Origin of the sequence: Dyadobacter sandarakinus (genome assembly GCF_016894445.1) — a bacterium.
GTDB classification, from domain to species: Bacteria; Bacteroidota; Bacteroidia; order Cytophagales; family Spirosomataceae; genus Dyadobacter; species Dyadobacter sandarakinus.
This window is the reverse complement of the sequence record NZ_CP056775.1, coordinates 3735300-3756368: the sequence shown is the minus strand read 5'-3', so window position 1 is coordinate 3756368 and position 21069 is coordinate 3735300. Positions and strand designations below refer to the sequence as shown.

General features: G+C 48.7%; 12 protein-coding genes. 5 read left to right on the top strand and 7 right to left on the bottom strand.

The features are described from left to right. Positions 1 to 104: 104 nt before the first annotated feature. Complete coding sequence (locus HWI92_RS15140; protein WP_204656741.1) at positions 105 to 1166, top strand: efflux RND transporter periplasmic adaptor subunit; 1062 nt, start codon at positions 105 to 107, stop codon at positions 1164 to 1166. 50 nt (positions 1167 to 1216) lie between these two features. After that, a complete protein-coding gene (locus tag HWI92_RS15135) occupies positions 1217 to 4336 on the top strand; it encodes an efflux RND transporter permease subunit (RefSeq protein WP_204656739.1) in 3120 nt (1039 codons plus the stop codon). Positions 4337 to 4400: 64 nt separating this feature from the next. On the opposite strand, the gene metK is transcribed toward HWI92_RS15135, so the two are convergent. The 3 genes from metK to HWI92_RS15120 form a co-directional block, all read right to left on the bottom strand. Next, the gene (gene metK, locus HWI92_RS15130) at positions 4401 to 5681 is read right to left on the bottom strand and encodes a methionine adenosyltransferase (protein ID WP_204656737.1); all 1281 of its coding nucleotides are present in this window, start codon (positions 5679 to 5681) and stop codon (positions 4401 to 4403) included. A 350-nt stretch (positions 5682 to 6031) separates the two neighbouring features. Then, positions 6032 to 6910 (bottom strand): lipoyl synthase, encoded by an 879-nt coding sequence (lipA, locus tag HWI92_RS15125; RefSeq protein ID WP_204656735.1) that lies wholly within the window; start codon positions 6908 to 6910, stop codon positions 6032 to 6034. Between the two features lie 59 nt (positions 6911 to 6969). Next, positions 6970 to 7740 carry a hypothetical protein gene (locus HWI92_RS15120; RefSeq protein WP_204656726.1) on the bottom strand — a complete coding sequence of 257 codons (771 nt, stop codon included), beginning with the start codon at positions 7738 to 7740 and terminating at the stop codon, positions 6970 to 6972. Between the two features lie 213 nt (positions 7741 to 7953). Between HWI92_RS15120 and HWI92_RS15115 the strand changes: the two genes are divergently transcribed. Continuing rightward, positions 7954 to 9210: a 3-deoxy-D-manno-octulosonic acid transferase gene (locus HWI92_RS15115; RefSeq protein ID WP_204656724.1), complete on the top strand. Its 1257-nt coding sequence runs from the start codon at positions 7954 to 7956 to the stop codon at positions 9208 to 9210. 5 nt (positions 9211 to 9215) lie between these two features. On the opposite strand, the gene HWI92_RS15110 is transcribed toward HWI92_RS15115, so the two are convergent. Continuing rightward, on the bottom strand, positions 9216 to 10439 hold the full coding sequence (locus HWI92_RS15110; protein WP_204656721.1) for an ROK family transcriptional regulator: 1224 nt from the start codon (positions 10437 to 10439) through the stop codon (positions 9216 to 9218). A gap of 343 nt (positions 10440 to 10782) precedes the next feature. Between HWI92_RS15110 and rsgA the strand changes: the two genes are divergently transcribed. Continuing rightward, positions 10783 to 11718 carry a ribosome small subunit-dependent GTPase A gene (rsgA, locus tag HWI92_RS15105; protein WP_204656719.1) on the top strand — a complete coding sequence of 312 codons (936 nt, stop codon included), beginning with the start codon at positions 10783 to 10785 and terminating at the stop codon, positions 11716 to 11718. Positions 11719 to 11833: 115 nt separating this feature from the next. Next, positions 11834 to 12580, top strand: coding sequence for a hypothetical protein (locus HWI92_RS15100; RefSeq protein ID WP_204656704.1), 747 nt, complete (start codon positions 11834 to 11836; stop codon positions 12578 to 12580). 12 nt (positions 12581 to 12592) lie between these two features. Here HWI92_RS15100 and tamL read toward each other — a convergent pair whose 3' ends face one another. The 3 genes from tamL to HWI92_RS15085 all read right to left on the bottom strand — a co-directional run bounded on the left by tamL (position 12593) and on the right by HWI92_RS15085 (position 20793). After that, complete coding sequence (tamL, locus tag HWI92_RS15095) at positions 12593 to 15034, bottom strand: translocation and assembly module lipoprotein TamL (RefSeq protein ID WP_204656702.1); 2442 nt, start codon at positions 15032 to 15034, stop codon at positions 12593 to 12595. Beyond that, entirely contained in the window at positions 15024 to 19970 is a 4947-nt protein-coding gene (locus HWI92_RS15090; protein ID WP_204656694.1) for a translocation/assembly module TamB domain-containing protein, read from the bottom strand. The genes tamL and HWI92_RS15090 overlap by 11 nt, the downstream gene beginning before the upstream one ends. A 109-nt stretch (positions 19971 to 20079) precedes the next feature. Further along, positions 20080 to 20793: a hypothetical protein gene (locus HWI92_RS15085; RefSeq protein ID WP_204656685.1), complete on the bottom strand. Its 714-nt coding sequence runs from the start codon at positions 20791 to 20793 to the stop codon at positions 20080 to 20082. Between the last annotated feature and the right edge of the window lie 276 nt (positions 20794 to 21069).

The following is a 21069-nucleotide window of genomic DNA, read 5'->3' as shown; positions in this document are numbered from 1 at the left end:
GCAAATTGCCGCTTTGGACAATATGAAGTATCTTCAATCAGACACCTTGTGAAATAGAATTAATCATTATTTAAGTTGAACAAAATATACTTTACAACTGAGTTATGCGTACAATAATGCTGGTTGGCGTGGTCATCGTCGCGCTGGTACTTGGAAAGCTTTTTATCTTTTCAAAGCCTGGCGACAAGGTAGGGGATGGTAAGAAAGATACCGGTGCATCCAAAAGCGGAGCTGGCGGAGTACCTGTGAATGTGTATGTAGTGAGACGTGAATCCATTGAAAACCAGATTTTCGCGGCGGGTACCGTGCTTCCCAATGAAGAAGTAAACCTCATGTCGGAAATATCGGGCAGGCTTGTGAAGCTGGATATCCGGGAGGGCGCATCGGTGCGGAAAGGACAGCTCATTGCCAAGATCAATGACCGGGAACTGAGAGCGCAGCTGCAAAAAGTCGCCTACAACCAGGATCTCAGCCAGAAAATCGAAGCACGTCAAAAGAAGCTCCTGAATGTGGAAGCGATTAACCTGGAAGAGTATGACGTAACTTCCAACAATATACGCCTGCTCGATGCGGAAAAGGAGGTGATTGAAGCACAGCTGGAAAAAACGGAAATCCGTGCGCCTTTTGATGGCAGGATCGGGTTGAAATACATCAGTGAAGGTGCATATATGGCTCCGGGTACGCCCATCGTGACCATCGTTCAAAGCAATCCGGTCAAAATTGATTTTACCGTACCCGAAAAGTACACGCCCAACATGCGCATCGGGAACGTAGTCAAGTTCAGCCTCGACGGCGATCCTTCCACGTACCATGCCAGAATCCTCGCAGTAGATCCCAAAGTGGACGAAAACCTGCGCACATTGAAGGTGCGGGCCATTGCACAGAATCCTTACAGCCGCTTTGTACCAGGTATGTTTGTGAAGGTACTCGCCGATCTGGATGCCGATAAAGCCGCTATGATGATCCCGACCGAGGCAATTGTGCCGGTTTTGAAAGGTAAAAAGGTTTTTGTAGTTAAAAATGGAAAAGCGCAGGAGAAGATGGTTACGACCGGCCTGCGTACCGACAAGAAGATCCAGGTAATTGATGGTTTGCAGCCCGGCGACTCGCTGATCACGTCGGGTATCATTGCAGTGAAGCCCAATAGTGCGGTCAAAGTAAACTGAGGGGGCGGTAATTTTTGACATTCATTCCTGCCTGATTTTACATTACAACTATGAGTATATCTACACTCTCGATCAAGCGGCCCGTTCTGGCCATTGTGATGAACCTGCTGATCATCCTGTTCGGTTTTCTGGGCTACAAGTTCCTGGGCATGCGGGAATTCCCCTCCATTGACCCGCCTGTCGTATCGATCCGCACAAGCTATACCGGCGCCAATGCCGATATTATTGAGTCGCAGATTACAGAGCCGCTCGAAAAACAGCTCAACAGTATCGAAGGTATCAAATCCATCAGTTCCACGAGCAGTCAGGGTACCAGTCAGATTACCGTCGAATTTGATATCGGCGTGGATATGGAGCGGGCTGCGAATGATGTCCGTGACAAGGTAGGCTCGGCCTCGCGTACGCTGCCGCTGGATATAGACGGTCCGCCGGTGGTAGCCAAGGCAGATGCCAACTCCGAGCCGATCATTGTCCTCACCTTTAAAAGTAATACCCGCTCACACCTGGAAGTAAGTGACTATGCCGAAAACGTAATTGCCCAGCGCCTGCAAACCATTGAGGGTGTGAGTGAGATCCGGATTTTTGGTCAGAAGAAATATGCCATGCGCATCTGGATGGACCCGGTAAAAATGGCTTCGCTCGGGATTACCACGCAGGATGTAAAGATCGCGCTTGACAAGGAAAATGTAGAACTTCCCAGCGGCAAGCTCGCCGGTGACAATACCGAGCTCACCGTCAAAACGGTCGGGCGCTTTCGTACGGAGGAGGACTTCAATGAAATGATCGTAAAGAATGCGGCAACCCAGACGATCCATTTGAAGGATATCGGTTTTGCCCAGCTGGGTCCGGAGAACGAGGAAACAATCCTCCGCCTCGACAATGAACCGATGATCGGACTGGCGATTTCGCCTATGCCCGGCGCCAACTACCTGGCGATTGCCGAGGAGGTCAATAAGCGCATGGCCGATATCAAGAAGGAGCTGCCGAAAGATTATACGCTGGATACGCTGATCGACAATACGGTTTTTGTGGAGCGCTCCATTGAGGAGGTAGGCGAGACGCTGCTGATCGCCATCGTGCTCGTGGTGATTATCATTTACCTGTTTTTCCGTGACTGGCTCATCGCATTCCGGCCGCTGATCGACATACCGGTTTCGCTGATCGGTACATTCTTCATCATGTACATAATGGGGTTTTCTATCAATGTACTTACGCTGCTGGCGATCGTACTGGCCACCGGACTGGTGGTGGATGACGGAATTGTGGTGACGGAGAATATTTTTAAGAAGATAGAGCAGGGTATGAGCCCCATTGAAGCCGCGATCAAAGGCTCCAATGAAATTATTTTTGCAGTACTGTCCACTTCCATCACGCTGGCGTCTGTGTTTTTGCCGGTGATCTTTATGGAGGGTTTTGTAGGTAAACTTTTCAGGGAGTTCGGGATCGTGATCTCTGCTGCGGTACTGATCTCCGCATTCGTTTCCCTCACGCTTACTCCCATGCTGAATGCCTATCTGGTGCGTAAAACACATAAGAGAAGCTGGTTTTATGAAAAGACCGAGCCATTTTTTGAAAAGATTACCAATGATTACGGTACCGCACTGGGCAAGTTCCTGAAAATGCGCTGGGTGGCTGCACCACTGGTAATTGCGACAGTTGCGATGATATGGTTTTTTGGAAAAGGATTACAATCCGAGCTGGCGCCCCTTGACGACCGCAACTGGTTTCGCCTTACCATTACAGCGCCCGAGGGATCTTCCTATGAATTTACGGATCGCTATGTGCAGCAGGTAGGACAAATGCTGATGGATTCCATGCCCGGCAGAAAAGGCCTGATGCTCATTACTTCGCCCGGCAACTCGGGCCTTGGTGCGGCCAATACCGGCAGCGGGCGCATTGCATTGGTGGACAAGAAGTTGAGGAAAGAGACACAGCAGGAAATTGCAGAGTACATCAACCAAAAGCTGAAACAAATGCCGGATGCAAAATCATTTGTGGTTCAGCAGCAGACAATTTCTGTGGATTCCCGCGGCGGGTTGCCGATCCAGTATGTGATCCAGGCACCGGACTTTGCAAAGCTGCGCGAGTACCTTCCCCGGTTCATGGAAGAGGTATCAGCCGATCCTACGTTTGCGATCACCGATGTTAACCTCAAATTCAGCAAACCTGAAATCCAGATTACCATTGACCGTGAAAAAGCCAAATCACTGGGGGTGTCTGTACAGGATGTTGCGCAAACCATGCAGCTGGCATTTGCAGGCCAACGTTTCGGGTATTTTACAATGAATGGCCGCCAATACCAGGTCATCGGTCAGTATGACCGCATGAACCGCGACGAGCCGCTGGATCTGAAAAGTATGTTTGTAAAAACAAATACAGGCGCGCTGGTGCAGCTGGACAACATTGTGAAGGCTGAGGAAGAGAGTAGCCCGCCCCAGCTGTTTCACTACAACCGCTACATGAGCGCCACCGTGCAGGCGGCACTCGCTCCGGGCAAAACCGTTGGTGATGGGATTGCTGCCATGGATAAAATCCGTGATAAGCTGCATGACGAGGCGATCCAGACTGCATTGAGCGGGTCGTCCCGTGACTATGCCGAAAGTTCATCCAATACCATGTTCTCGTTTTTCCTTGCATTGTTGCTCATTTACTTCATTCTGGCTGCGCAGTTTGAAAGCTTTGTGGATCCGTTTATCATCATGTTTACGGTTCCGCTGGCGATCGGCGGGGCTGTGTTCTCGCTCTGGTTGTTTGATCAGACGCTGAACATATTCAGTCAGATCGGAATGATTATGCTGATCGGGCTGGTGACCAAAAACGGTATTCTTATCGTAGAGTTTGCCAACCAGCTTCGTGAGCAGGGGAGGAGTATCCAGGAGGCAGTACTGGAAGCCGCTACCCTGCGTTTCCGCCCTATTCTGATGACCAGTCTGGCTACAATCCTGGGGGCACTCCCGATAGCGATGGCGCTGGGATCCGCTGGCCGCAGCCGCATGTCGATGGGGATTGTGATTATGGGCGGACTGCTTTTCTCGCTGGTACTTACCCTGTATGTGATCCCGGCGATTTACACCTTCTTTTCAAGATCCAGAAATTACGAGAAAATGAGAATGATCGACCGTGTCGCCAGGGATAGTGAGCTGGAAGAATCAGCGCATGGAGTTGTGTAGTAACTTGCTACAAACGACAAAAACCGGCCTCAGGCCGGTTTTTGTCGTTTAAAGTACTAAAATATCAGATTGCGAACTTCTCTTTGATCGCGTCAACGAAGTCCAGTTTTTCCCAGGTGAAAAGCTCTACTTCTACTTCTTTTTCCTCGCCGTTTGCACCTTTGAAGGATTTCTTCACAACCTCATTCTTGCGCCCCATATGGCCGTAAGCAGCTGTTTCAGAGTAGATTGGATTTCTCAGTTTTAAACGTTGTTCGATCGCATATGGGCGAAGGTCAAATACCTCTGCTATTTTGGCCGCAATTGCTCCATCATTGTCACCCACTTTGGCAGTTCCGTAAGTATTTACGTACAAGCCGCAAGGCTCAGCCACACCGATCGCGTAAGAAACCTGTACCAGCACTTCGTCGCACAAGCCCGAGGCCACCATATTTTTGGCAATATGCCGCGTAGCGTAGGCCGCAGAGCGGTCTACTTTGGAAGGATCTTTACCTGAGAATGCGCCACCGCCGTGTGCACCTTTGCCACCATAAGTATCCACAATGATCTTGCGGCCTGTAAGACCAGTATCACCATGTGGCCCGCCGATTACGAATTTTCCGGTCGGGTTAATGTGGAAAGTGATTTCTCCCGTAAACAGCTTCTGAAGCTCAGGCGTAAGTTTTTCTTTAACCCGAGGAATTACGATGTTAATGATATCTTCCTTGATCTTCGCGAGCATGGTTTCTTCAGAATCAAAGTCGTCATGCTGTGTGGACACTACGATCGTGTCGATACGCAAAGGCACATTCTCGTCACTGTACTCGATCGTCACCTGTGATTTTGCATCCGGGCGAAGGTAAGGGATCAGGGACAACTCATGATTCCGGATGTACGACATTTCCTGCAGGATCTTATGGGCAAGGTCCAGTGCGAGTGGCATATAGTTTTCAGTCTCACGCGTAGCGTAACCAAACATCATACCCTGGTCACCTGCTCCCTGTGCATTTGCTTTTTCTTCAAAGCTGCTGGAAGAAACTGCCCGGTCAACACCCTGGTTGATATCGGCACTCTGGTCATGGATGGCTGACAAAATACCGCATGAATTTGCTTCAAACATGTATTCGCTCTTGGTGTAGCCTATTTTCCGGATTACCTCGCGGGTAATTTTTTGAACATCCAGGTAAGTATTCGTTTTAACTTCCCCTGCCAAAACAACCTGTCCGGTTGTTACCAGCGTTTCACAGGCAACTTTGCTGTCGGTATCCCACGCAAGAAAATTATCAATCAGGGCATCTGATATCTGGTCGGCTACCTTGTCCGGGTGTCCTTCCGATACGGACTCCGAAGTGAATAAGTATGGCATTTTGTTGAAATAAGGTTTAAAAAACGGTATGCGGATTATCTGTGCTCTTTATAAAACTTCCTGCTTTCTTTCTTTTGGCAAAAATAGGTAATCATTTATAAAATGGCTTTCGAAGTGTACTGTGCTGCCATAAATATTAAGTACCGGATCAGGCTGTACAAAGATGCCGGAGACCAGGATCAGTACATGAACAGCTATAAAATGCGTCCGCTAAACCTACATAAATTTGTCCGATCAATCAAAAAGGATTTTCCTGTGGCAGAAAAAAATGGGATAGCGGAAAGTCTGCCATAAATGAGAAAAGACAGGCGCTGCGCCTGTCTTTTCTCATTTATCATTTCTGCAAAGCCTCAGATGGGAACATTCACGTGGCGCTCCGCATGGTAGCTTGAACGCACCAGCGGGCCTGATTCCACGTATTTCAATCCTCTCTTCAAACCTTCTTCCCTGTACTGGTCAAACATATCGGGCGTAATCCATTCGATTACTTCATGGTGCATCTTGGTCGGCTGCAGGTACTGGCCCAGGGTCAGGATATCCAGTCCGTTTTCGGCCAGGTCGTCCATGGCTTTATGTACTTCATCCCTGGTTTCACCCAGTCCGAGCATAATACCCGACTTCGTACGCTGACCGTAGTTCTTGGTGCGGCGGATCTGTTCAAGGCTGCGGGCGTATTTGGCCTGTGGCCTCACGGACCGGTACAGTCGCTCTACAGTTTCCATATTGTGCGAAACCACTTCCTGACCACCCTCGATCATGCGGGTCAGGGCATCCCAGTTGTTTTTGACATCAGGGATCAGCGTTTCAATGGTAGTTTCGGGTGTATTCTGCTTTACCTGCACCACCGTCTGATACCAGATCTCGGCACCGCGGTCTTTCAGCTCGTCCCGGTTTACCGAAGTGATTACGGCATGTTTTACCTGCATCAGCTTGATTGCTTCGGCAACCCTGCGGGGTTCATCGGCATCGTATTCATTGGGCCTGCCCGTCGCTACCGCACAAAAACTGCAGCTGCGCGTACATACATTACCCAGTATCATAAATGTAGCAGTGCCCGCTCCCCAGCATTCGCCCATGTTCGGGCAGCTGCCGCTTTCGCAGATGGTGTGAAGCTTATAGTTGTCCACAAGTTGCCTTACTTTCCGGAACTCGGGACCTGCGGGAAGTTTAACTCTCAGCCAGTCAGGGCGTTTTTTTCTTTCCGAAGGAATAACCGGTAATTCAATCATAGGATTTGTAATCAGTGGAGGACCGGCGTAATTGCCAGCTTGCTCAACATAACAGTAAATTATCGCTTTTTGCTCCCGAAATATAAGGTCAGAAAGCCTGAAGTAAATACACTCCGGTTTTCAGCAAAAGCCATGATCTGTGTTTTTCTGGTAAAAGCTTCCGCCAGAAACCCGATCTCGACGCCTGTTACATTGTCACGGAATGCACTCAGCTCGAAGCTCATAGCTGTTTTGATGTGAATGCCGGGAACGATCTTGGACTTTCCGAAACCCTGAAAAAAGCTGCCTGCGCCGATCACGCCTTCGCTCTGGGAACCGCCGGTATGTTTTACAGGATCAAAAGGTACGGTAGCCACGCGGCCGTCAGAAGTTTGGTACTGCACCATATAAGGCTTTTCGATGCCGATGGATGGACCTGCGGCCACAATCGCGCTCACGGCAATGCCTTCGTCGTCCTGGCGGCTGAAAAGATTCAGCTCTCTGCCGTATTCGGGCCGGAGTACAAACAGGTAGTTCTGTTTACCCCAGACCAGCCTTGCGCCGGTCATAAAATCCTGCTGGGAGAGCTCTTTGGGATGCTTCACATTGACAAGTTCAAGGGCCAGGTAGCGGTATTGGTTTTTGCCGAACAGCTTGGACGAAATGGCAGAAGATTGGCGGAACACTGCGCCACCCAGGATACCGGAATTGGTATTGGTTGTAATGCCTACTGAGGTAAAAGTCTTGTAGCTTTCTTCCTTTTCCTCGTTTTTGGCGCGGCGCTGCGCATATATTTCGGTCGTCAATGACAACAGAATCGCTACTGATAGTAAAAGTCTTGCAGGGATCATGAATTATAGAATTCTTTAAATAGCTATGTGTTGCAGGAAAAGTGAAAGTACAAAATATTAGTGGAAGCTGATGTATGCCCGGAGCACTTTCCCTGATTTTTGTACATTTATAATCTTTAAACGAATAAAGTGAACAAATAGCTTGCCAGTTCCCCTTTTTGAGCCTGGTACCTGCACAATTTATTTTTTGTAACCTGCTTTTAATCAGAAACCTTGCCGGAATTTTTTTACCAGATCGTGATCAGTGTGGCGGCATTTGCTTTCCGGATCGCAGCCCTGTTCAGTCCTAAAATCAAGCTGGGCCTGGAAGGTCGCAGGAATGTTTTCTCACAGCTTGAAAATGCCCTCCGCAACAAGCCCGCCGCCCGCCCGGTAGCCTGGTTCCACGCAGCTTCTCTGGGGGAATTTGAGCAGGGCAGGCCCGTGATCGAAGCATTACGCCAGTCTTACCCCGATTATTTTATTGTACTCACCTTTTTCTCGCCCTCGGGTTATGAAGTCAGGAAGCATTACAGCGGGGCCGACCATATTTGCTACCTGCCGCTTGACACCCGGGCCAATGCAATGCAATTTGTGAAAATCGTGAACCCCCGGATTGCATTTTTTATTAAATATGAATTCTGGTTCAACTACCTGAAAGCGCTCCGTGAAAATGGGTCGAGGATCATTTCTTTTTCCGCCAAATTTCGTCCCGGCCAGATCTTCTTCAAACCTTACGGCGGTTTTTTCAGAAAGATACTCCGGTACTTCGATCAGCTTTTTGTACAAAATCAGGAGTCGGTGGATCTCTTGCAGCAGGCGGGGATTATGCATTCCCATATAGCCGGCGACACCCGTTTTGACCGCGTCAAAATGATTGCTGCTCAGGCACCGGATCTGGCTGAGATGCGTTTTTTTGTCCAACATAAACCCTGCCTGGTGGCAGGATCCGTATGGGAGGCGGATATGCAGGTGCTGATCCCGGTACTCAATCAACTGGGCGGTTCCCTGCAGGCGATTATTGCGCCCCACGAAATTCATCCGGAAGAGATCAGGCAGTGGCGGCAGAAGCTCACAGGAACCTCGGTCCTGTACTCGGAGCTGCGGCATGCACAGGAGCTGGTCCAGGCAGATTATCTGATCGTGGATAACATCGGGCTGCTCTCGGCACTTTACCGTTACGGAAGCATGGCGTACATCGGCGGTTCTTTCGGAACTGGTTTGCACAATATTCTGGAAGCAGCCACCTTCGGGCTTCCGATTGCATTCGGCAACAGAAAGTACAGTAAGTTCCAGGAAGCTGCTGACCTTACTGAGCAGGGTGGGGCGGTAGCCGTAGCGGACGCGCGGGAGTTATCCCAAGTACTGGATAAATGGGTAAGGTACCCCCAGGCAGCTTTCGAAACAGGCGCTGTCAACAAAAGCTATGTAGCATCCGGCGCAGGCTCCACGGAGCTGATCATGCAGACAGTGCGCCAGATGCTCGCCTGACTATTTCAGGGAAATTCCTTGGCAATCAGGTGTTCAAACAAATGTGCCTGTGTACCCAGCAGCCTGGCTTTTGCACCCAGCTTGGAAATGTGGATAGAAAGGGAATTTTTAAAATCCGACAGGCAGTACTTGTTAATCGCCTGCTCAATGGGGTTTGAAATAAAAGGCCCTGCCTCTGCCAGCAAGCCACCCACAATAATCACTTCCGGATTAAACAGGTGAACAGCCGTTGCCAGTCCTTTACCCAGCTCAGTCCCTACGGTGCTCAGCAGATCAATGGAGAACTCGTCACCAGCGTGTACCGCCTCGATGATATGCGATGTATCCAGCTTTTCAAGATCATTGTTGACGATCTGCGAGAGGATTGTGGCCTTACCCGCAGCAATGCCCGCTTTGGCCTGGCGGATCAATGCGATGGCGGAGGTAATCGTATCCAGGCAGCCTACCTTCCCGCAGTGGCACAGCATACCATCGGGTTTGACCTGAATGTGTCCCAGTTCACCAGCAAAGCCGGACGCACCATTAAAAACTTCTCCTTTGATAATAATGCCCAAACCTACACCCCAGTCGATATTAATGGTCAGTACCTGCGATTTGTCAACCGCAAATCCAAACCGGTGCTCACCGATGGTTGTGGCCTTGGTATCATTAAAAAGGCATACCGTTAACCCGAAGTGTTTCCGGAGGTACGTCACCAGCGGCATATCCGGCGGGGTAAGATTGGGGTAGGTCAGGTTAATGCCCTGCGAGGTATTGATCAGTCCGGGCATGGACACACCAATGCCCCAGAGCTTGTCTTTATCAATATCATTGCTTGCCAGGAAGTCGTCCGTAGCGGCAAAAAGTGCTTCCAGGTAATCATTGGAATCATCCAGCCGGAGGTCAACCCTTTTTTTCAGTACGATCTGGTTATGCAGATTAAAAATGACGAGTTGCGTATCGTGGCGGTTGATGTCCATGATGAGGGTCATGTACTTTCTGGCATTGCGGCCGTAGAGTACGGGAGGTCTGCCAGCCCGTGCAGGACCCGTGCCGGTTTCGGTAATCCAGCCTTCCCGGATCAGCTCGTTGACAATGCCCGTGGCCGATGGAATGGAGGCATGAAAGAGCCTCGCCATTTTGTTGATCGAAGTGTCTCCTGATTGATACAGGTGAAGCAGTAACTGACTACGGATCCGGTTTTTTCGGATATCAATCACCGAACTCGGCTCTTCTACAACAATGTCCATCTTGCGGAGGTATAGTAAATGTTAGGAGATATATTAAGAATCTTTAATAATACGGGGTACTAATATATGCAATATCGACTTAAAGGCGTAGCGATATTAAAATATATTAGGATGTGGGTGTAATAATCAAAGCAATATTTCGTAACGCTATACTTGCTTATGGCCCGGTTTGCAGCAGGAAGTGCAGATATTATGCAGGGTGCCGGGGAAAATCTATATTTGGAATAAAAACACGTCAAAGAAAAAACTACTTGATTGGCAAAAACGAATTTAGCGAACGCTCATGGGGGAACGTACTTCCCCCGAACCGCTGAATTTGCATTAACGATCTGACTTTTACACGATGATTTTAGCAAAAGGTTTGGTTCTTCGTTCTACCGGCTCGTGGTATGATGTGAGGGATAGTGAGGATGGGCATGTATGGCAGTGCCGGCTCAAGGGAAAGTTCAAAAATCTAGGCCTGAAGGTTACCAATCCGATTGCGGTAGGTGATTATGTCCGGTTTGAGGTAGAGGATGAGGGGGAGAATTTCGGGATCATCCATGAAATTCTTCCGCGCGAAAACTATGTAGTGCGGAGGTCGGTCCATAAAACAGCCCATGCACACCTGATTGCTGCGAATGTGGACCAGGCGATTCTGATCGCTACGCTCGTATTCCCCCGGACTTCGCTGGGGTTTATAGACCGTTTTCTTGTGGCGATTGAGTCCTTCCGCATTCCCGGCGTGCTGGTGTTCAACAAGCAGGATTTGCTGAGTGAGGAATTTGTCGGCTTCCAGGATGAGCTGATGGAATTATATGAAGGCTTGGGTTACCGCTGTCTGGCTACTACGGCCCTGGATGCAGACAGCCTGCATGAGTTTGCTGCCTTGCTGAAAGGCAAAGTTTCGCTCCTTTCCGGACATTCGGGAGTAGGTAAATCGACACTGGTAAATGCAATTGCGCCCAACCTGGACCTGAAAACACAGGAGGTATCCACATTTGCAAACAAGGGTGTGCATACGACCACATTTGCCGAAATGTTTGAGCTGGAAGCGGGTACTTTCATCATCGACTCGCCGGGGATCAAGGAGCTCGGACTGGCGGATATAGCGCCGGAAGAGATCAGTCACTATTTTCCCGAAATGCGGGACCTGCTCAACCAATGCCGGTTTAACAATTGCCAGCATATCAACGAGCCCGGCTGTGCCGTGAAAGATGCTGTAAGCGAGGGAAGACTTGCATTGAGCCGGTACGAAAGCTACCTCAGCATGGTAGGAGGTGGGGATAACAGGCGGTGATGTCGCTAGAAATGTATGTTGACCTTTTGATAAATGCTTCTTAACCGTCGGGTAATTGTAAAAAGAAGATTGCAAATATCATTTTAGAATTAGCATAAACTAAAATGGTATTCAAATGAAAAAAGCATTTTTACTAGCAATTGCACCGTTCTGCTTCCTTTTGTCCTGCCAGTCTGAGGACATCGTTTTGAAAGAGGGGGCCGCTTCCTCAAGATCTGGTCTTGTATCCGAGGGTGACGCTTCTTTGCCAGCTCAGGCAGTTGGTTCAGATCCGAATTTCATAGAACCCATTGATCCGGAAGGTGGTGGGGGCGCTGGTGGAGATATAAACTTTATTTTACCTACTTCGCCAACCATTGACAATGGAAATCCTCTGATAATAGGGGGCAAAGCAGGAGCTGCATTTACGCAATCAGGTAGTCCTGATGGTGAAATGATTTTATTTGCAACAGCTGAGCCATCAATACCCAGGCCTCTTACAATTATGTCTAATGCAAGAGGTCTTAAAATGGGTGTTAGTTTTATATATAATGGACTTCGTCATATTGTCAGATTCTACCACTCAGTAGCTACGTATAATGGAGGAATCTATTTCTGGACAGAGGCTCAACCAGTTCAAGTGTTAATAGGTACTTTACAAAACCTACCAAAATGGCAACCTTCTGTGTGGAGTAACTCAGGTCAACTAGTCAAGCCAAGTCAATGGGCACTTTACAATGGTCCAGTTGGCGAATCTAATGGGCAATTGGCTATTTCAGAACTTAGCGTTAATGCTCAAGGTAAGGTTACGCTAAAAGCAGTATTAACAATGCCCGGTAAAACTATTCCAATCAACTATGTTAATTGGAATAGGTGGGAGTAGACATCTATAGAACTAGAAAGGTAATCCTACTGCAATATTCAGGATCAGATTCTCTCTCCGCCAGGCTTTGCTGCCAAAATCAATTTCCTTAAACACCCAAGGGTTCCGGGTTTTGGTGGGGTCATCAGGCGTATTGGGATCAGACAGAGTAGTGTACCAGGGCTTTCTGAACGGTGTGGCTAAGTCAAGACGGAAGACGAGGTAAGAAAAGTCAAGCCGAAGACCAATACCACCGCCTACTGCAATTTGCTTAGTGAAGTTCTTGCTGATCAAACCCCGTTTATCATATCCAGCCCGGAGTGTATCACCAAATGCCCAGATATTACCGGCATCCACAAATACAGCTCCATTTATAATTTTAGTGAAAATAAAGCGCAACTCAGAGTTAATTTCCATACGGATATCGGCAAATTGCTGATATCCGTAGAGATTAACCTGAGCTGTATCAGGTGGAATGGAACCAGGTCCCAAGGCACGTGCCCTGAATGCCCTGATGCCTGTGCTACCTCCCGCAAAATATTGCTTGAACTGCGGAGTTTGCATTGTGATAGAGTTTCCGTATGGACGAATTGCACCCAGAAGCAATCTATTTGCCCATTTGATACTGGAAGAAATATCCCGGTAATATCTTAGGTCTCCATCAACCTTTACGTACTGAAAAACTGGAACACCTAGGAATTCCTTTGGCAGGGTATCCTGAGCAGGCCGTTTTGCAAAAAGGCTCAACAGGTTACCACCATAATCAATCCCACCGGTAATTGCGAACTGATTTCTGCTGAACGGGCGCTTTGTAGGCCGATATGATATGTTGTAGTTCGTTCCTGCAATAAGATACTTCTGCTGAAGAAGATCCAGATAACGCTTCGAATCAAGCGGGTTCGTGTTTGGATTGAAGATAATGTCAGTTAAGGTCTCGCTATTTACATTTGATGGTTGAATAAAGTTTATAGAAATAGGTGTTAAAGTATGTTCAACTTCCCTGTTTCTGCTCCATATGTAAGACCATTCTCCCCTTATTGATGTAGTAGTGAAAAAGTTGCGTTGAACTCTGTTCTCATATATCAGGGAAGCTACTGTCTTTGGCAATACCTGGCTTTTTTCTGGTCTGATTGTGACAAATGGAATAATGAACCTTGGAAATGACAGATCCGCGCGGGCACCATAACGGACAAACTCGTTTCCGATTTTAGTTACATTTACATCTCTCTCCCGGTTACCTCCAATTTGAACGTCAAATCCGAAAAACGCATTGACTGAGAGCATTTCTGCTCCCTTGAAGAGGTTTCGGTTGCGCCAAGTGACATCAACCTGCGAGCCGCCAAGGTTGTTGGACTTGGTGCTGGCACTGATCGTGGTCTGGATCGACTTCTTTTTCAATGGGGCAAGCTGATAATGTACATCCAGCAAAGCCGAGTCGGAGCGGGGCACGAGGTCAAACCGGTTTCTGACGAACTTGAAGTTCTGCAAATTCACCAGCCGCGAAAGCGATACCTGATGCATGGTATTAGTATACATATTTCCCCTCCTGAAACCAATCGCGTCGTAGAATATCCGTTTCCGGTATAGTCTGCCCGGATCAGTAATATTGATACCCCGGCGTACAGGACCTTTTTGTACCGATACCGTATCAGCCAGCAGGCTTTCCTCTGTTCCGGTGTTTACATAAATACCATTGATGAAATACTGCTTCAGGGAAGTCTGCGCAGTTTCGGGTTTTACCTGTAAATAAAGGTTTACCTGCTGCGGTACCATCGTGGAGTCCGCCCGGCCAATGGTCGAATCCACTTTGATGATCAGGTAATCGGGATTGAAGAAATAGTACCCTTTCCCTTTCAGCTCCTGGTCTATGCGTATCCTTTCGGATGAAATGACATCCAGCCGCACCGGATCACCTTTTCGCAACAATGTTTTTTGCTGCGCCATCACGAGGTCGCGGTTAAAGAGCGAGCTGTCGCCCACGACATATTTTACCTCATTGATCACATAGCGCGGCATGATGTAAGCATCAAACTCATAAATAGCCGAGCGACGCTTCTTCTTTTTGGTAGGTACCACCTTACCATCGACGGACGACCTGTAATAACCTTCATTATCCAGGTACGATACCATATTGGCCGCATTAATATCCGCCACACGCTCCGTAGCAAAGCGCGGAGGTTCGCCGAGCTTGTTGCGGAACCAGCTTCTCAGACCACCCTCATCCTTAGGCTCGCCGATCCAGTAGTAGAACCAGACTTTGTAAGGAAACCCGAAAAGGGTTTTGTTGGGTGGTGGCTTTACAATGCTTTCCAGTTGGCTGTCCATCCCTTTTACCTTGGGCTTCGCCACGCTATCCGGAGTAACATTGACTTTGCTGCCTACATACAGGCTTTGTCCTTCCGGCACATACTTGTTGACCGAACAACTGCCCAGGAACATTGAAACTGCCAATATGACCAATAAACTATTCTTCATTTCTTCTTTTTTGGAAAATTTCACGGAACAGGTCGTAGTCCGCAGTGATGATAAAGCTGACACCGGTTTCAATGATAAAACCTTCAAGAATGGACTGGTACTGGTTTTTGCGGTAACCGCGGAACAGGTACCTGCCGTCAGGCGTGATCGAGTAGTCGAGTGCAATGTTGTCTACCACTTCCGTAGAACTTGGCGTGTTGCCCTGGTTTTCGATCTCAAAGTTTTTACCTACTGATATTTTCAGCCTGTCGTTCAGGAATGCTTTGCTGAGACCTACATTCAGGTCGGTGCGGGCGCCGGTAGTCTGGTCAGCGGTGGAGTTAAGGCCAATGTTGAGGTCAACGCCTTTAATGAGGTCAGATGCAAGATTGTTGAGCTGGTCAGTCAGCAGCTGGCTCACACTCTGGCGGGCTACGGCTTCTGCGCTGGCACCCAGGTCAAACCCGCCCGACGAGGATTGATCTGTGATAAACTTACCGGTGATCAGCAATGCAAATGCCTGCTTGTTCATCTCGGAAGGATTGTTCTGCATATCCGACCAGAATGTCTGCGCCGTAATGTCGCTTTTTACCTGCTCGTCAATGCCTGATCCCGGTACAATGTTGAATGTAATATTGGGAGTAGTCAGGTTGCCTGTGATAATCACCTGAACCTGAATCGGTACTTTGCTTGCTCCCTGGAATTTGGACGCAATCGAACCCGGGTCTACCTCTACGGTATAGCCCGCAGTAAGGTTCAGATCTGCCTTCATCGGGTCACCTGTCCAGATCAGGTTACTGCCTTTCAGGATTTCAAACTGACGTTTCAGGATTTGCAGGGTGAGGTCGTAGGAACCTTCCGTCAGGTCGTAGGAGCCCAGCAGGAAGAGCTGACCATTGGGCGCGATCCCTGTATTGAGCTGCGCATTTCCTTTCAGGCGGATGTTGTCCCCGTTCAGCTCATCAATCACTACCTTGAATTCAGACTGGTCGTCCACAGAGATATCCATCGAGATCTCAGAGGCAAAACCCATGTTGATGCCCTGCGGAGTGGCGATGGTATCCATTTTCACGAGGCGGGTAGAGTCGCTCATGTCCACAAACTCGATGATGCCTTTGGAAGCATCGCCGGCTTCTGTAGCATCGTTAGGCAGCACGACGGTAATGTTGCTGCCTGGATCCACTTTCAGATTTCCATTGACCACGGAGTTGGCACCCTGTCCTTTTACAGAAATGTTGGCATCAATATTCGCTTTCCCGAAAAACAGCTCATTCTGTTTCTGGGTTGAGTTAAGTACATTGAAGTTCTTTGCATTGATGGTCAGGTTATAGCCTACATCGGGAATCTGCGCGATGTTTACATTACCGTCGATTTTCATTTGCTGGTTCAGCGAATCGGCGATGACGAAGTTGTTGAAAACAATGTTCTGGTCGTTAAACTGTATTTTCTGGTTGGCCAGTGAATACCGCGAGCCCAGCTGGGTTGCATTGAATGCCACGCCGTCAAAGTTGATGGCACCATTTAGCCGCGGACTGGTAGTGGATCCGGTAATGGCCACCTGGCCGGTCAGGTTGCCTTCTGCCCGTTGCAGTTGCCCCATACTGAATGCCTCCACGGTTTTGCCGCTGAGCTTTTTCAGGTCAAGGGTGAAATCCATAGGCGAGTCGGATTTTAGGTTGTAGCTGCCGTCCACATTTACTTCATTCACGCCACTCACGAGTGCCATATCCACTCTGATGAGGTTTTCAGTTTCGTTAGTGGATTTCAATGAAAGATTTCCAACCGGAATCTGGGTAAGCGCAAGACTGTCAATGGTAAGTTCGCCGGTATAAACAGGCGCAACCATGTAGTTACTTAGCAGGATTTTTCCATTCAGGGTACCCGAAGCCATGGTCGAGTCCTGGATCGCGATCGCCGCCATTTCACTGATGTTGATATTGGCCAGGGCTATATCCAGAGGACTGTTCGGTGCCTCGCTGGTGGAGTTGACAGTAAGCGACTGTTCGCGGCTTTTGATTACAAAATCTTTGATATACAAACTGTCGGGCGCATAGCTGATGTACCCCGCAGTATCTGTTTCCCACTGGCGGTAATCGAGCAGCAATCCCTCACGCAGGTTCAGGCGGTATCTATTACCAAGCATTGCCAGCTGCGCTTTTATGGCATGGCGGTCGGTGTTCACGGAATCTCTGACTACAAAGTCAAACTTCACATTGTTGTCCACCATTTTGCTTTGTAAGGAAGCATTCTGCACCACAAAGCCGCCGGTATTCACGGAACCCACAAACGCATTTAATGAAACATTGTCTTCCACATTACTGAAGTCGACAAGTACCCGCTCCGTACGGATGCTGTCAAAATCCACCACGGGTACCGTCAGCTTTGCCACAATAGACGAATCCTTTTGGTTGTCCATTTCGGCGTGCAGTGTTACCGGATTCAGCTCGCGAAGCTGCGGAACGAACGTCTGGATCAGCGGATGGTTGGTGAGCGTAGCGTCAAAGGTAAAGTTGACAGGCTTCGTAACTTCTTTATAGGTCAGCGCGGGAGACTTAAAGTGCTTGCCTACCTCGGTGAGCACAGCGTCGCCCAGCTCGGTATACACGTAGTTGCCTTCCATTCTGGCTTTCAGGAAAGGCGCATTGATGGTAGCTTGTTTGAGATTGTTTGAGTCCGTAAGTGCCACGGTCATATCCGGAATGTCCATGGGCCGGCGGTGATGCGTAATACGCAAACCGTTTACCGTGACGGTACCCAGCGGATTCGCAGGATTTGTGGAAGGCATGTCCACCGCAATGTTCCCCTTGATCTGCAAAGAGTCCTGGTAAAGCTTCAATGCATTCAGGTCCAGGTTATCGATGGAAACATTCGCCTTTACCGATGGGAATTCTTTGGACAGGTCAGCCTGGGCAGTGAGGTTGAGGTCAATGTTCTGATCTGCAATATCTGCGCTGATGTTGGCATTTCCGTGATCTACATCCCCTTTTAGGCGCAGGTTGTTGTACACATAGCCTTTGATATCAGCACTGGCGATGGTACCATCCAGGCGGGCCTTCATAGAGGAAGGCGCATAGCCTACACCCTGCAGGTCTGTACGCAATGTCAGTTTACCCATTTCAGCAGGCGACTGCTTCGTCAGTTTACCCAGGTCAAAATCATTGAAGGCCAGCGTACCATTGTACTGCGCCCGAAGGCTGTCTGTAATGTTTTTGAGAGTACCCGAGAATGTTCCGGTTCCGAATGAAGTATTAATCGTAGTGGTCAGTGTCACGTTTTCCATGGACCCTTTGACCTTGCCTGTAATTTTAAGGTTTTCGGGCAGCTCAATGGAGGCAGGTACGGCGCTGTCCGGCAACATTTTCATCAGGTCCCTTTTGGTAGACGAAATTTCGTTGATGGTCAGGTCCATGTTCAGCTTATTGGGGTCGGGCAGGCCTTGTACGCGGCCACTGGCAGCCAGTATCGTTCCGCTGAGCATACTGAAACGCGCATTCTGGATCAGCATGTCGTCTACCGATCCTGTGATGGTTCCCGAGCCTTTCAATACTCCATTGGGTTCCGTGTCGAAAGGCGGAGTCTTGGCCAGGTCGGGTGCCAGCAGCAGTACATCTGCAAATGCAACCCGGCTGTCCGTCAGTCTGAGTTTAAGTTTAACTTTTGCTATGTTTTTGGTCAGGTCGTCGAGGCTGTTGTAGCGGAGGCTCAGCTCGTCGCGCAGGGTAGTGCCGGGCGTACGTACCAGCAGGTTACGCAGGTAGGTTTCTTTTTCACCATAGGCAAAATTGGTATGAAATTCTTCCAGCTTAAAGCCGCTTTTCTCACTGAAAGAACCCGAAGTAAGTGCTCCTGCAATGTTTTCAGGAGAAAAAAGGAAATTCTGTAAAGCAATGTTGAGGTCTTTGATATTTAAATGCGCGAAGTCCATCCCTTTGGGCAGAGCCGGACTGTTAAAATCGTCGTAACGGATATCGTTGTTAACCAGCCTGATGTCGCCCACCTTAACATGCCATCCCGGATCCGTGGCAGCAGCAGCGACCGTGTCTTTAATGGCTTCTTTAGGGCCTTCTTTTGCTTTTTTTGCAAACTCGGCATACAGCTGCATGTTTTCAAGCGCCAGGTTTTTTACATCCACCTGCTGGCTTTCCATGAACAACTGATTGATATGTCCGGCCAGTTTGCCTACTGTAATGCCATTTTTCAATCCCGAAGTTTCGTCTGTAAATTCCCATTTGAAGCCCTGAATATCTATATCGCCCAGTTTCAGGTCGAGTGAATCGGAAGTTTCAGGCTCGGGAGGAGGTGCTGCGGCAGCTACCTTCAATGCATTGTACATCCGCACCTTAGCCTGGCTGTTCAGCAGCGCCACTGTAGTAGGATGGTATTGAGATTTGGAAGGATTAAACTTGTCAAACTTCACTACGGCCGAATCAATGTTGGCAGCAGCATCGGTACCAATTACCGCATCACGGTATGAGAGTCTTACGTTTTTGAGGGAAATCCGGTCCAGCCGCATTTCCATATCGGAGGTGGTAGTGTCTGCTACGGTCGTGGTGTCGGTTCCGGCAAATGCATCCACGATAAACTGGAAATTAAAGGTAGTGTCCGGAAGTACCCTGTTGATATTGGCAACTACACCCTCCACCTCGATCTTGTTGATACCCACATTTCCCTTGATGAGTGAAAACATATCCAGATCCACGTACAACCGCTTTCCTGCTACCAGGGTGTCGCCGTGCTGGTCTTCAAAGTAGACGCCTTCGAGCAGTACCCAGTCGGGAATGTCGAAGCGTACCTTTTCAATATTGACCTTGGTTTTGAGTTTTTTCCGCAGGAAGCTGTTGGCCTGGGTAGTAAGGAAGTTTTGGCCGAAGGGCGTGGTAATACCCCATATCAATACCCCCACCAGTATCAGCAGGGTCAGAATAACAATGGCAAATACTTTTAGTGCTTTCTTCATCCCGGGCATTTGATACTGCTTGGCAAGCAGCAGATGTTAATAATTGTGAGGTTGTCGGAAAAGCCGGGCAGCTCTCTGAACTGCCCGGTAAGTAATAAATTACTGTATACTAGCGCTGAAACAAAGCTGCGCTCACCTGCTCATTCACGGTCATGGTTGACTGGATGGTTACAGGCTTTTTATCAATACTGTTGGTTTCCACGATTTTGGCCGGGTACATGATGCCATACGCAGACTTTGCATAGTTGGAGTAGTCTGCCACGGTTTCAACACCTGCCAGTACATTTTTCTGGCGCAGCAGCAGGCCGGATTTTGCATCAAAGTACAGGTTGTACCGGATACCCTGTCCCTGCAGCTCCACATTGTTGACCTGTGTACCATTCAATGTTTCGGTACCGACCGTGGTGGCAATCAGTCCGCGGTTTTTGTAGTCTGCAAAAGGTACAAGTGCTTCATATACTTCAAAGCGCATCTTCTGCTGCTCGGCGGAACTCAGATCTTTTACATCCATTTTACCGCCGATCGGTACTTTGATCCAGCCCTGGTTGCCCTTTACTGCGTATACGAAGCTGCGCTTCATGATGGTTTTGTTCTTGTAAATGGACTTGTCAGGCACGGAGACCGTAATATCGGCCGTGTAAGGAGCGGCGGATGCAGCTGTGTAGCTGCGTTTGAGATTGACGGACTTAACGCCCTCCCATAGTTCCTTGCCGCCGGTAGCCTTGTAAAAACTGGCGAAAATGCTATCAGCAGGTAATTTCTGTCCAAAGGAAGCTGCTGAGATGAGCAGCATAGCGCAAACGGCTTTCAAACACTTTTTCATTTCAAATTTGGGTTTTATGTTACAACCTTGTACTGCCCGGAAAAACCGGGATGTTCTTCCTGCATTAGATATGGTTGGCAGTGTGAGGTTTAATCGTGGCGTATATACGCAACCAGACGTGTTTATGGCAAAAACCATTCCATACCCGGGTAATTGCCTCACCATATACGTTGGAATAGGCGCTTTTGAGGCAGGTTTCTGGTACTTTGTAAAAGAGGAAATAAAAAAGGGAAGGATACTTGTCGTACCCTTCCCTTTGTCTTTCAAGCTTTTTAG

Excerpts from the sequence above, each read along its gene's own strand:
- HWI92_RS15140 (WP_204656741.1), top strand. The coding sequence starts at position 105 with ATGCGTACAATAATGCTGGTTGGCGTGGTCATCGTCGCGCTGGTACTT.
- HWI92_RS15135 (WP_204656739.1), top strand. The coding sequence starts at position 1,217 with ATGAGTATATCTACACTCTCGATCAAGCGGCCCGTTCTGGCCATTGTG.
- metK (WP_204656737.1), bottom strand. The coding sequence starts at position 5,681 with ATGCCATACTTATTCACTTCGGAGTCCGTATCGGAAGGACACCCGGAC.
- lipA (WP_204656735.1), bottom strand. The coding sequence starts at position 6,910 with ATGATTGAATTACCGGTTATTCCTTCGGAAAGAAAAAAACGCCCTGAC.
- HWI92_RS15120 (WP_204656726.1), bottom strand. The coding sequence starts at position 7,740 with ATGATCCCTGCAAGACTTTTACTATCAGTAGCGATTCTGTTGTCATTG.
- HWI92_RS15110 (WP_204656721.1), bottom strand. The coding sequence starts at position 10,439 with ATGGACATTGTTGTAGAAGAGCCGAGTTCGGTGATTGATATCCGAAAA.
- rsgA (WP_204656719.1), top strand. The coding sequence starts at position 10,783 with ATGATTTTAGCAAAAGGTTTGGTTCTTCGTTCTACCGGCTCGTGGTAT.
- HWI92_RS15100 (WP_204656704.1), top strand. The coding sequence starts at position 11,834 with ATGAAAAAAGCATTTTTACTAGCAATTGCACCGTTCTGCTTCCTTTTG.
- tamL (WP_204656702.1), bottom strand. The coding sequence starts at position 15,034 with ATGAAGAATAGTTTATTGGTCATATTGGCAGTTTCAATGTTCCTGGGC.
- HWI92_RS15090 (WP_204656694.1), bottom strand. The coding sequence starts at position 19,970 with ATGAAGAAAGCACTAAAAGTATTTGCCATTGTTATTCTGACCCTGCTG.
- HWI92_RS15085 (WP_204656685.1), bottom strand. The coding sequence starts at position 20,793 with ATGAAAAAGTGTTTGAAAGCCGTTTGCGCTATGCTGCTCATCTCAGCA.